The 12,121-nt window shown below is 65.6% G+C and carries 12 protein-coding genes; all 12 read right to left on the reverse strand.

Going from position 1 to position 12,121, the window contains the following annotated elements; translation table 11 throughout:
• Positions 1-5: 5 nt before the first annotated feature.
• Entirely contained in the window at positions 6-266 is a 261-nt protein-coding gene (locus ACSQ89_RS36525) for a hypothetical protein (RefSeq protein WP_436297018.1), read from the reverse strand.
• A gap of 221 nt (positions 267-487) precedes the next feature.
• A complete protein-coding gene (gene bioD / locus ACSQ89_RS36530; protein ID WP_436297019.1) occupies positions 488-1,207 on the reverse strand; it encodes a dethiobiotin synthase in 720 nt (239 codons plus the stop codon).
• Positions 1,204-2,406 carry an 8-amino-7-oxononanoate synthase gene (bioF, locus tag ACSQ89_RS36535; protein ID WP_436297020.1) on the reverse strand — a complete coding sequence of 401 codons (1,203 nt, stop codon included), beginning with the start codon at positions 2,404-2,406 and terminating at the stop codon, positions 1,204-1,206. The genes bioD and bioF overlap by 4 nt, the downstream gene beginning before the upstream one ends.
• Positions 2,372-3,754 (reverse strand): adenosylmethionine--8-amino-7-oxononanoate transaminase, encoded by a 1,383-nt coding sequence (gene bioA / locus ACSQ89_RS36540; RefSeq protein ID WP_436297021.1) that lies wholly within the window; start codon positions 3,752-3,754, stop codon positions 2,372-2,374. The genes bioF and bioA overlap by 35 nt, the downstream gene beginning before the upstream one ends.
• Before the next feature lie 118 nt (positions 3,755-3,872).
• On the reverse strand, positions 3,873-4,274 hold the full coding sequence (gene panD / locus ACSQ89_RS36545; protein ID WP_436297022.1) for an aspartate 1-decarboxylase: 402 nt from the start codon (positions 4,272-4,274) through the stop codon (positions 3,873-3,875).
• A gap of 99 nt (positions 4,275-4,373) precedes the next feature.
• Complete coding sequence (locus ACSQ89_RS36550; RefSeq protein ID WP_436297023.1) at positions 4,374-5,183, reverse strand: SDR family oxidoreductase; 810 nt, start codon at positions 5,181-5,183, stop codon at positions 4,374-4,376.
• A gap of 1 nt (position 5,184) precedes the next feature.
• A complete protein-coding gene (locus tag ACSQ89_RS36555) occupies positions 5,185-6,015 on the reverse strand; it encodes a helix-turn-helix domain-containing protein (RefSeq protein ID WP_436297024.1) in 831 nt (276 codons plus the stop codon).
• Positions 6,016-6,087: 72 nt separating this feature from the next.
• On the reverse strand, positions 6,088-7,290 hold the full coding sequence (locus tag ACSQ89_RS36560) for an acyl-CoA dehydrogenase family protein (protein ID WP_436297025.1): 1,203 nt from the start codon (positions 7,288-7,290) through the stop codon (positions 6,088-6,090).
• A gap of 68 nt (positions 7,291-7,358) precedes the next feature.
• The gene (locus ACSQ89_RS36565) at positions 7,359-8,414 is read right to left on the reverse strand and encodes a phosphotransferase (RefSeq protein WP_436297026.1); all 1,056 of its coding nucleotides are present in this window, start codon (positions 8,412-8,414) and stop codon (positions 7,359-7,361) included.
• A gap of 100 nt (positions 8,415-8,514) precedes the next feature.
• The gene (locus tag ACSQ89_RS36570) at positions 8,515-9,345 is read right to left on the reverse strand and encodes a crotonase/enoyl-CoA hydratase family protein (protein WP_436297027.1); all 831 of its coding nucleotides are present in this window, start codon (positions 9,343-9,345) and stop codon (positions 8,515-8,517) included.
• Positions 9,342-10,907, reverse strand: coding sequence for a class I adenylate-forming enzyme family protein (locus tag ACSQ89_RS36575; RefSeq protein WP_436297028.1), 1,566 nt, complete (start codon positions 10,905-10,907; stop codon positions 9,342-9,344). Before ACSQ89_RS36575 ends, ACSQ89_RS36570 begins: the two co-directional genes overlap by 4 nt.
• 8 nt (positions 10,908-10,915) lie before the next feature.
• Positions 10,916-12,091: an ABC transporter substrate-binding protein gene (locus ACSQ89_RS36580; RefSeq protein WP_436297029.1), complete on the reverse strand. Its 1,176-nt coding sequence runs from the start codon at positions 12,089-12,091 to the stop codon at positions 10,916-10,918.
• Positions 12,092-12,121 lie beyond the last annotated feature (30 nt).

A 12,121-nucleotide genomic window follows, 5' to 3' on the forward strand; every position in this document is an offset into this window, starting at 1 on the left:
CCGTCTTACCGAGGTATTTGGAATGGGAGGTTATGTGTGGGATTCGGCGCCGCGCCGAGGACTCGCAATGGCGGCGGCGGCGCCATCTTCTCCTCGACGGGAGCATAAACGCGAAGCTGCTCCGCCTCGGAGTAGTCGCCGTGCGGCACCGCAGTCATCCGTCCTTGCTCTGGCGGGTAAGCGGCACGAAGCTGCTGCAAACACTGGCGAAGAAATGCCACCTTTACCTCCTTGCCGTCGCGGGTTGCCTCGACGGCGAACATCATGCCGTTCCATCGCATGGAGCCGCGCGTGTTTTTCGTCCGCGCAGGCCCATGCGGGCAAGATAGCGAAGAGGACAGAACGAGTCTTGTGCAGACTGGCTGAATCGGCATTGGCCTTGAATCGGTCGTCCTTCGTGCGGATGGTCCACCTGAATCAGAATAGCCTGCCGTCGGGCACAAGGGCGGTCAACACCGTTGCAGATTGCGCCCTGCTGATGCGGGTCTCAGAACAAGCCGAACAGCCCCCGCAGCGCCGCATCGTCGAGGTGGGTTGCGACAGCTGCCGGGTCGGGGCGGGCCAGTCGGGGCACCACGCCCAGGCAAGGCGCCTGGTGGCGCCGGCCCAGTTCATCGCGCAGGGTGGCGAGGTTGTCGTCGCGATGCAGCATTCTCGTGTCGACGGTGTTCGCGACCCAGCCCGCGAGCCGCAGGCCGCGCGCGCGGATCGCCTCGGCACTCAGCAGCGCATGGTTGATGCAGCCCAGGCGCAGCCCGACCACCAGCACCACCGGCAACTGCAGGTCCACGGCGAAGTCGGCGCTGTCGAAGTCCGCGCCGAGCGGCACGCAGAACCCGCCGACGCCTTCGACGATCAGGTACTCGGCGCGCGCCGCGAGCGTCCGGGCTCCTTGCAGCAGGACGGCACGCTCGATGCTGCGGCCTTCGAGCGCTGCCGCGATGTGCGGCGCGCAGGCAGCTTCGAACTGACAGGGGCCGACCTCGGCATCGGTCATCACCACCGAGCTCGCGTCGCGCAGTGCGCGCACATCCTCGTTGACATTCTCGCCATCGATCGTCTCGATGCCGGCCGCCACCGGCTTGTAGCCGGCGCAACGCACACCCCGCTCGCCGAGCCAGTGCAGCAAGGCGGCGCTGACGCGCGTCTTGCCGACCTCGGTGTCGGTGCCGGTGACGAAGCAGCCGTGCATCGCTGCGGCCCTCATCGCAAGTTCCCGGCGGCCCGCGCCAGGCCATCGATCAGGGTCTGCACGTCCTGCGGCGTGTGCGCTGCGCTCAGCGTGATGCGCAGCCGCGCGGTGCCCGCCGGCACCGTCGGCGGACGGATCGCCGGCGCCCACAGGCCTTGCGCATCGAGGGCCGCCGCCAGCGCGAGCGCGGCGGCGTTGTCACCGATGATCAAGGGCTGGATCGCCGTGACGGAATCGACCAGGCGCCAGCCGAGTTGGGGCTTCTGCTGGATCAACGTGGCCAGCCGATCGCGCAGCATGCCGATCAACGCTCCCAGCCGCGCACGCCGCGCATCGCCCTCCCCGCCGGCGATCAGGCGCAGGCTGGCGCACAAGGCATGCGCAATCGCGGGCGGCGCCGCGGTGGTGTAGATGTAGCTGCGCGCCGACTGCACCAGCCACTCGATCACGCTCGGGTGGGCGGCCACGAAGGCGCCGCCCAGGCCCGCGGCCTTGCCGAGCGTGCCCATGTAGATCAGGCGCTCGCTGCGCAGGCTGAAGTGCGACAGGCTGCCGCGGCCGTGTTCGCCGAGCACGCCGAAGCCGTGGGCGTCGTCAACCACCAGCCAGGCGTCGTGCGCCTCGGCCAGCGCCAGCAAGGCCGGCAGGTCGGCCAGGTCGCCGTCCATGCTGAAGACGGCATCGCTCACGATCAGCTTGATCGGTGTGCTGCAGCGCCCGATCTGGCTCGCCAGCACGTCGAGTCGTCCATGCGGGTAGCGCTGCAGCGGCGCCTTGGCCAGCAGCGCGCCGTCGACCAGCGATGCATGGTTGAGCTTGTCGGCGAAGATCGTCGCGCTGGCGTCGCCCAGTGCGGTGAGCAGGGCCAGGTTGGCCATGTAGCCGGTGCAGAAGCTCAGCGCACGTGCCTCGGGAATGCAGGGCGACAGCCAGTGCGCGAGCTCGTCCTCGAGCAGCGCATGGGCGCGCGAATGGCCGCTGATCAGGTGCGAGGCGCCGCTGCCGGCACCGAAGCGGCGCGCACCTTCCGCCAGCGCCTCGACCAGCGCCGGATGGTTGGCGAGCCCCAGGTAGTCGTTGCTGCAGAAGGCCAGCATGTCGCGCCCGGAGACCTGCTGGTGCGGCGCGCAGGGCGTCTCGGCGGTGCGCCGCTGCCGGCGCAGCGCCTGCGCCTCGAGCTCACGCAGTCGGCGGTTCAGGTGTTCGATCAGCATGGGCGTTCTCGGTGGAGACTACGGCATCCAGCGTTTGCATCACGCGCTGCGCGAGCCAGGCCGCCAGCCCGTCGTCCAGCACATAGGGCGGCATCAGGTAGACGGTGCGCCCGATCGGGCGCATGAGCAGCTCGCGCTCGCGCCCGGCGAGATGGAAGCGTTCGGCGAAGCGCTCGCCCACGAAGGCCGCGCGCACGTCGAAGGCCCAGATCATGCCGCGCTGGCGGAAGTGCTCGATGCGCGGGTCGGCCTGCAATGGCGCGAGCGCCGCGCTCAGTGCGGCGGCGCGCTGCCGGTTGCGCTGCAGCACGTCGTCCTCGTCGAAGCGGTCCAGCACCGCGAGCGCCGCGCGGCAGGCCAGCGCATTGCCGGTGTAGGAGTGCGAATGCAGGAAGCCACGCGCCACGTCGTCGTCGAGAAAGGCTTCATAGACTTCCTCGCGCGTCATCACCAGCGACAGCGGCAGCGTGCCGCCGCTGATGCCCTTGGACAGGCACACGAGGTCCGGCCAGATCCCGGCCTGCTCGCAGGCGAAGAAGGTGCCGGTGCGCCCGCAGCCGACTGCGATCTCGTCGGCGATCAGGCTCACCTCGTAGCGCTCGCACAGCGCCCGCGCTGCGCGCAGGTAGGCCGCGTCGTGCATCGCCATGCCGGCGGCGCCCTGCACCAGCGGTTCGATGATCAGCGCGGCGATGTGTTCATGGCGCGATTCGAACAGCGCCTGCAGCTCGGCCGCGGCCCGCGCGGCGACATCCACCGCGGTCTCGCCGGGCGCGGCTTGGCGCGCGTCGGGCGACATCACCTGGTGCGCACGCATGAGCAGCGGGTCGTAGGCGTCGCGGAACACCGCCACGTCGGTGACCGCCAGGGCGCCCAGCGTCTCGCCGTGGTAGCCCTGGCGCAGGCAGACGAATTCGCGCTTGTCCGGTCGATCGCGGTTGCGCCAGTGGTGGAAGCTCATCTTCAGCGCGATCTCGACCGCCGAGGCGCCGTCACTCGCGAAGAAGCAGTGGCCGAGCACGCCGCCGGTCAAGGCCGACAGGCGTTCGGCCAGCTCCACCGCCGGTGCGTGGGTGCAGCCAGCCAGCATCACGTGCGGCAGGCGATCGAGCTGGTCCTTCAGGGCCGCGTTGATGCGCGCGTCGGCATGGCCGAACAGGTTGACCCACCAGGAACTGGTGGCGTCGAAATAGCGCTGGCCCTCGTGGTCGATGAGCCACGGGCCCTCGCCGCGCGCGATCGGCAGCGGCGGCACGGTGGCCGCGCGCTGCATCTGCGTGCAGGGGTGCCAGACGCTGCGCAGGCTGCGCTGCTGCCAGGATTGGTTGGCGCCGACGGGTGTATGCATACGATGGATGAGATAAGTGCTGCGCGGCGCCTCGACTCGGGCCTCGAGGCATAAACGCGCGACTGAGATCGATCGATCAGGCCGCAGCCGACCAGAGCGGAACTGGAACTGCCAGCGGTCAGGCTGCAACGGCTTCGCCCGAAGCGGCCTGTACCGGGATGTGGGCGCGTTCTTCCTTGATGCGATTGGCGCCGTCCACGAACACCAGCTTGGGCCGGTAGCCCGCCACCTGGTCTTCCGGCACCAGGCCGAAGGCGGCAATGATGATCAGGTCGCCCACCGACGCCCGGCGTGCGGCCGAACCGTTGACCGAAATGATCCCGGTCCCGCGCTGGCCGCGGATCGCATAGGTCACGAAGCGCTCGCCATTGTTGATGTTCCAGATGTGGACCTGCTCGTTCTCCGCCAGGTTTGCGGCATCCAGCAGATCTTCGTCGATGGCGCAGGAGCCCTCGTAGTGCAGTTCGCAGTCGGTGACGGTGGCGCGGTGGATCTTGGACTTGAGCAGCGTGCGGAACATGGTGTGAAATCTTTCTGATGCCGGTACCGAACGTCGCCAACTCTGACGGCGCAAGGGTTGCGTGCCGGCCTTGGGCAATGGCAGGGTCACCCCTGCCCTTCAGGAAACCGCGGCCAAGCCTGCCGCTTCGAGCGCGGGTTTGACGCTTTCGAGCGCCCCGCCGCCATCGCAGGGTATCAACGCGCCCGAGATGTAGCTCGCGTAGGGAGAAGCGAGAAACAGTGCCAGGTTCGCAATGTCGTCCAGAGTCCCGAATCGCTTCAGTGGCACGTTGGTCGCCGCCGCCTGCCGCTGCGCGTCACTTTGTGCCACCAAGCGTTGGAAGCCTTCGGTTCCCTCGATGGGCCCGGGCGAGATCGAGTTGACGCGTACGCCTGCGCTCCCCCACTCGAGGGCGAGCACGCGAGTGAGCTGGTCGACCCCCGCCTTTGCCGCGCAGGCATGCGCCTGGAAGCGCATCGGAATGAAGGACTGCGGCGCGGTGATATTGATGACCGAAGCGCCCGGCTTCCTGAGGTGGGAAAAGGCCTGCCGCAGCACATGAAAAGTGCCGACCAGATCGATGTCCACGACCACGCGAAAGCCGTTGGCCGACATGTCCTTGGCCTCACACAAGAAGTTCCCTGCCGCGCCGGAGATCAGCACGTCGATCTCGCCGAACTGCTGCTCGGACTCGGTCAGGGCGCGGCCGACCGCATCGAAATCGCGCACGTCGGCGGTGACTCCATGTACCTTGCCGCCGTACCTGCGCAGCTCAGATGCTGCCGATTCGACGTTCTCTATCTTCCTGCTCACGACGGCCACGTTGGCCCCCTGCCGTGCGAACGCGTGCGCAATGCCGAAATTGATCCCCGTCGTTCCGCCGAAGACGACGACGTGCCGTTGCTTGAAGTCGAAATCTACATGCATGTCACGCAAACCCGTAGCGTGGCGATGCGGCAGCGCCGCTTCCGTACAGCGCCAGCTTTCGGCAGCCGGCGAAGATCGACTTCGGCGTCAATCCGTACACCTGCCTGACCGAGTGGCTGAAGTGGGTCGAATCCGGGTAGCCCACATCCAGCGCGATGTTCGCGAGATTGGAGCTTTGGGTGACGTAGTAGAGAACGCTGCGCGCACGCTGCCAGGTCCTGAAGTTGCGAAACGGCGTGCCGACCTCGGTCTTGAACAGATGCAGGAACCTCGAGACGGACAGGTGCGAGATAAGGGCACAGTCCTCCGCCGACGTATGGCTGTTGGGATCCTGCTTGATCTTGGCGAGCACGCCCCGAATCCTGCGATCCACCTTTCGTTCGGGGAGCTCGCCGCCGAAGAAGCTGTCGTCGAAATCTTCCGTCTTCGGAAACTGCTTGCTGTCACATCTCTTGAACCGCTCCAGCGCGTCGCGCATGGTTTGACGCGCCTCGGGCGCGCAAACAGCGCCTCGGCCATCCCGGATGAACGGGGGCAGCCCCTTGAGCTCCACCGTCTCCGATTCGATCAACACATTGCAGATCATCCGCTCGCCGGAAACGATCCGGTGCGGGACATAGGGTGGAACGACAGACATTTCAGCCTCCTCCCAGGCGCCGTCATGGACACAAATCTTGTGCGGCTTGTTCAACGACATGTAGATGGAGAAAGCACCAAAGTTCCTGACGGAAGGCTCGCCGAGCAATCCGACGTAGAGCACCCTGTCTGCGTTGAGCCACATCAGTCGCTCAGCCTTGGCTGAGGTTCCGGCACTTTCAAAGTGAATCTGCATGTTTGTCTCCTGCTTGCCTTTGGAAGGGAAAAAATGATCTCCGCCCCATGGGCGGCTGCGCGTCGTTGCACGCTACTGGTACTTCCTGAGCTCCATTTTCCCGATCTGGTTCCTGTGCACTTCATCGGGGCCGTCCGCCAATCGCAGCAAGCGCGCGGTAGCGTAAGCCGAGGCGACCCCGAAATCATTGTTGGTGCCGCCGCCGCCGAACGCCTGGATCGTCCAATCGATCACCTGGCAAGCCATCTTTGGCGCGGCCACCTTGATCATCGCGATCTCGGCCTTGGCCACCTTGTTCCCGACAGTGTCCATCCGATGCGCCGCATTAAGCGTCAGCAAACGCGCCTGCTCGATCAGGATGCGCGATTCGGCGATTCGCTCGACCGTGACGCCCTGCTGGGCGACCGTCTTGCCGAAGGCCACGCGCGAAAGGCTTCTCTTGCACATCAACTCGAGCATCTTCTCGGCCAGCCCGACAAGCCGCATGCAATGATGAATACGGCCGGGGCCGAGGCGACCTTGCGCAATCTCGAAGCCGCGCCCTTCGCCCAGCAGCATGTTGGAGACCGGCACGCGCACGTTCTCGAACGTGACCTCGGAAGCGCGGTCCGGTACGCCGTAGAAGCCGAACACTGCGATCGGCCGCACCACGGTAACGCCCGGCGTGTCCAGCGGAACGAGGATCATCGACTGCTGCTTGTGGCGGTCCGGGTTGTCCGGGTCGGACTTGCCCATGAAGATGCAGATCTTGCAACGCGGGTCGGTGGCGTTGGTGGTGTACCACTTGTGGCCGTTGATCACGTACTCGTCGCCATCGCGCACGATGCTCGACTCGATGTTGGTGGCGTCGCTGGAAGCCACGTCGGGCTCGGTCATCGCGAAGCACGAACGGATCTGCCCCGCGAGCAGCGGCTTGAGCCACCGTTCCTGGTGCTCCGGCGTGCCATAGCGTGCCAGCACTTCCATGTTCCCCGTGTCGGGCGCGGAGCAGTTGAAAACCTCCGGCGCCAGGTGGGAGCGGCCCATGATCTCGCACAGCGGCGCGTACTCGAAATTGCTGAGGCCGGCACCGTGCTCCGATTCGGGCAGGAACAGGTTCCAGAGGCCCGCGTCCCGCGCCTTCGGCTTCAGCTCTTCAAGGACAGGCGCTACTTTCCATGGGCCCAGTTCTTCAGCTTCGCGGTAGTACCGCTTCTCGTTGGGATAGATGTGCTCCTCCATGAAGGCGTTGAGACGCCGCTGGAGAGCCTGGACCTTGGGGGAAAATTCGAACACTGGGGCCTTTCTGCTCGACGTCGTGAAATTCGGCACGCGAAGCGTTGGATGAAATGAAGGGATGCCCGCTATCGCGCACTCTTTGGAAAGTGCGCCACCACCTGTTGCCAGGCGGCTTCTGCGATCGGTCGAGCGCGCGCGCCGGTCTCCCGCGCCTGGGCACTCGATGCCGTGCCGTCCAGCGAACGCTTCAGGATGCCCTGCAGGATCGCCCCCAGCCGGAACATGCTGTAGGCCAGATAGAACTCCCAGTGCGACGGGTCGATCGGCTCGCGTCCCGTGCGCCGGCAGTAGCGGTGCATGTACTCCGTTTCGCTGGGAATTCCCAGCGCGGCGTGGTCGGCGCCCGCCATGCCGCGAAACTGCTCGGCGGTCAGGCGCCATGGCAGCGCGTGGTAGGCGAAGTCGGCCAGCGGATGACCCAGGGTGGAGAGCTCCCAGTCGAGCACGGCCAATACGCGCGGCTGCGTCGGATGGAAGATCAGGTTGTCCAGCCGGAGGTCGCCGTGGAAGATGCATGTCTCGTCCAGCGCCGGGACGTTGGCAGGCAGCCACTCGATAAGTCGGTCCATGGCCTCGATCGGATCCGTCACCGAAGCCTGGTATTGACGGGTCCAGCGGCCGATCTGGCGGTCGAAGAAATTGCCGCGACGGCCGTAGCTCTCGAGTCCGACCGCACGGTAGTCGACGCGATGCAGCGCCGCGACGACGCGGTTCATGTCGTCGTAGATGGCCCCTCGCTCCGCCCTGTCCATGCCCGGAAGCGACGGATCCCACAGCACACGCCCGTCGACGTACTCCATGACGTAGAAGGGCGTACCGATGATCTCGACGTCGTCGCAATAGCAATGGGTGCGCGCGACCGGCACGCCGGTGTCGCGCAACGCCTCGATGACGCGGTATTCGCGGTCCACCGCGTGGGCGGACGGCAGCAGTTCACCGCCCGGCTTCTTGCGAAGCACGTACCGCATCCCGTCGGCGGCGCTCACAAGAAAGGTCGGATTGGACTGGCCGCCCTTGAATTGCTCGACCCGCAAAGGAGCGCGGAGCCCTTCGATGCGCGTTCTCAGGTAGCCCTCGAGGCGGGCGACGTCGAAGGGGTCGTTTCCGCTTGCCGTCGTCATTACGCATGTCCTTGCATGCACAAATTCTAGCCAAGATCGTCGGACAATGCATAGGTATTTGTCCGACATCTTTTTAGGGCAGATGCGCTTCTGGATCGGTTCAATCCTTGAACACCGGCGGGCGCCGCTCGCGGGACGCGCGCGTGGCTTCCTCGAGGTCGTCCGAATACAGCATGGCCGCGTTCCACGTGGCGATGTAGTTCAGGCCATCGGCCACCGGCCTGTCGCGTACGTGGCTGATCATCTCCTTGGTGCCGCGCAGGCACAGCGGCGACTTGGCAGCCAGCGTTGCTGCGAGCTCGTCGACGCCGGCAGCAAGGGCAGCCCGCGACTCGTAGCAGCGGTTGACCAACCGCATCTGTGCGGCTTCGCTGCCGGAAAACCGTCGTGCCGTGTAGGCCAGCTCGCGCGCCATGCCCTCCCCGATCAAGCGCGGAAGACGCTGCAGCGTTCCCACGTCGGCGACGAGGCCGACATCGATCTCCTTGACCGAGAACCACGCCTCTTCGCTGCAATAGCGAAGGTCGCACGCGGTGATGATGTCGATCCCGCCTCCCACGCAAGCGGCATGCACCGCCGCGATCACCGGCTTGCGGCAGCGCTCGATCGAGGTCACCGTGTCCTGCAGATCGAGGATGCTCTGGCGCGTTTTCTCGCGCGCACGCCCATCGCAGGCATCGACCGTCTGCGACCGAAGCTCATCCAGCATTTCGAGGTCGAGCCCTGCCGAAAAGTGCGCCCCGATGGCGGACAGAATGCCGACCCGCGCCTGCGGCGTGCGGTCCAGCCATTGCATCGCTTCGCGTAGTTCCTGCCACATCGCCGCGTTGATCGCGTTGGCCTTGTGCGGCCGGTTGAACTCGATGCGTGCCACGCCGGCAGCGAGAGAAACCTTCAGCGTTTCGAAGTCAGGAACCGGCGCGGCACTCATGCCTGCTCCTCGTAGTGGTGCAGATGGCTTCGCCGCAACTCGAACTTCTGTACTTTTCCGGTCGAGGTGACCGGGAGCGCGGGCAACTGCACGAATTCCTTGGGCACTTCGAATCTGCCGAGATGCTGGCGGCAATGCGCGTGCAGCTCCGCGCTCGTGACCTGCTGGCCGGCGTCCACCAGGAGAAAGGCCGTGATCGCCTCGCCCCAGCGCTCATGCGGCAGGCCGATCACCGCGGCGTTGCGCACCGCCGGATGGCGCAGCAGCACATCCTCGACCTTGATCGACGGCACGTTCTCGCCGCCGGTCTTGATCATGTCCTTGATGCGGTCGAGAAACAGCAGCTCACCGTCTTCGTCCCACTGACCGAGATCGCCGGAGTGATGCCAGCCGAAGCGCCATGCATGCGCGGTGGCCTCGGGGTCCTTGTAGTAGCCCAGCATCAGGTTGGGACCGCGGTAGACGATCTCGCCCACCTCGCCCGGGCCGAGCAGGCGGCCGTCCTCGGCCATCACGCCGAGTTCGTTGACCAGCGTTGCCACGCCCCAGTAGGCGCCGAAGCGCTTGAGCTGCTGCTCAGGACGGAAGATGGTGGCGGCCGTGTACATCTCGGTCTGACCCGAGCACAGCGCGAAACGCGGGCAGATCGAATCGAGCAGGCGCATCAGCAACGGCTTCGACATCGGCGCCATCGCATAGATGCAGAGCCTGAGGCTGGACAGGTCGGTCGAGGCGCGCCGGGGGTGGTCGAGCAGTGCGCGGTACATCATCGGCAAGCCGACCACCAGGTTGATGCGATGCCGCGCGATCGCCTTCAGGAGCTCCCCGGCATCGAAACCGCGCATCAGCACTGAGGCCGCGCCGCCAAGCAGCGCCGACAAGAGCACCACGTGCTGGCCGACGTGGAACAGCGGCAGATGGCAGCTGTAGACGTCGCCGTCGGGCCCGGTGCCGAACTCGACCAGGTTGGACATCAGCACCGAATGGATGGAGGCGTGCGAATGCATGACCCCCTTCTGGGGTCCGGTGGTGCCGCTGGTGTACATGATCTGCACCAGGTCGCGCCCGTCGATCGGCACCTCGGGCGGCGTGTCCGGCTGCCCTGCCCCGAGCTCGGCTTCGCCACCGCAGAACGTCAATGGCACACCCAGCGATCGCACCAGATCGTGCACCAGCTCGCGCGCCAGCAACTGTGCATCGATGATCAGGTGGCGCGCTTCGGCGTGGTCCAGGATGAAGCGAATCGCGTCGACGGCGAGAGCCGTGTTGATCGGCACCCACACCAGCCCCGCCTTGTAGACGCCGAACATCGCGATCACCATCTGCGCCGAGTTCTCGCACAACATTGCAACGCGGTCGCCGGCAGACATGCCCTGCGCGAGCAAGGCATGGGCGAAGCGGTTCGACGCCGAATCGAGTGCCTTGAAAGTGAGCCTCAGGTCGCCTTCGATCACCGCGGCGCGATCGCCGAAGCGCCGCGCCGCACGGTGCAGCACGTCGCCGAGCGCGATCCGGCTGATGCGCTGGTAGCCGGGACTCTCCGGGACCGAACCGTTGCCCATCGCGAATCTCACTTTGCCACGGCCACCGGCTCGAGGTACTCGCTGATCAGCGTCCACTTGCCATTGACGATCTGCGTCATGCGCACCTTCTGGTTGCTGAGCCGGTTGTCCCTGGACACGTTGAACCCTGGATTGCCCAGCGCATCGGGGCCGAGCTTGGTAACTTCCATCGCTGTATTGAAGGTCTCGGCGCTCAGCTTCTTTCCAGCCTTGTCGGCCACCTTGGCAAAGGTCGTCATCGCGTAGTAGGCGTACATCGAATAGAGACCCGGGTCGTCGCCGAAGCGCTTCTTGTAGGAAGCGACCCAGTCGCGCACCGCCGGGTTGGCATCGTCCGCATACGGCAGCGGAATAAAGGTCGCGCCGTAGACGCCTTCCATGGCCGCACCGCCCAGCGTCGGCACCTGCTGCGAATAGTTGGCAGCGGTGCCAAGGAAGTCGGGGTTGAAGCCGATCTTGCGTGCCTCGGCGACCGAGCCGATGTACTCGCGCAAGGTGGAGGCATTGAAGACCAGGTCGCAGTTGGCGGACTTGAGCTTCGCGATCTGCGACGAGAAGTCCGTGGCGCCACGCTTGTAGCTGGTTTTCTCGACCACAGGCACGCCCTTGGCCTTGAGGTAGGCCTCGACGCCCTCGAATGCCTCCCGGCCGTAGTCGTCGTCCTGGTACAGCACGCCGACGCGCTTGTAGGCTTTCTTCTTCAGCATGAAGTCCATGGTCGACGCCGACATCGAGACATAGGACGGTGCCAGCGCGACCTTGTACGGACTCGGCGGGTCGTAGAGCTCCTTCGACGCGCCTTGCGGCATGAAGTTGAACACCTTGTTTTCGATCAGGAACGGAAGCGCCGCCATGTTGGTGGCCGTGCCCAGGTGACCGAGGATTGCGAACACCCCATCCTGCGTGATCAGTTTCTGCGCAGCCAGCACGGCCCGCTTGGGTTCGTAGCCGTGATCTTCGACCTGCAGGCGGATCTTGCGCCCCTGGATGCCGCCCTTCGCGTTGATCTCCTCCACTGCCATGTTCATGCCGTTGCGGGATTCCTTGCCGTAGTTGGCGATCGGCCCCGACAGGTCGGTGATCGTTCCCAACACGATCTCCGTGTCGGTCACGCCCTTGCCCTGCGCCATGGCGAGCGTGGCGGCTGCCAGCAACAACGCCGTCATTGAAATCTTCAGCACCATCGATGTCTCCTTGGTTGAAATGGATGAGGA

Source organism: Variovorax sp. LjRoot175 (genome assembly GCF_964253805.1).
In the GTDB taxonomy this organism is placed as follows: Bacteria; Pseudomonadota; Gammaproteobacteria; order Burkholderiales; family Burkholderiaceae_C; genus Variovorax.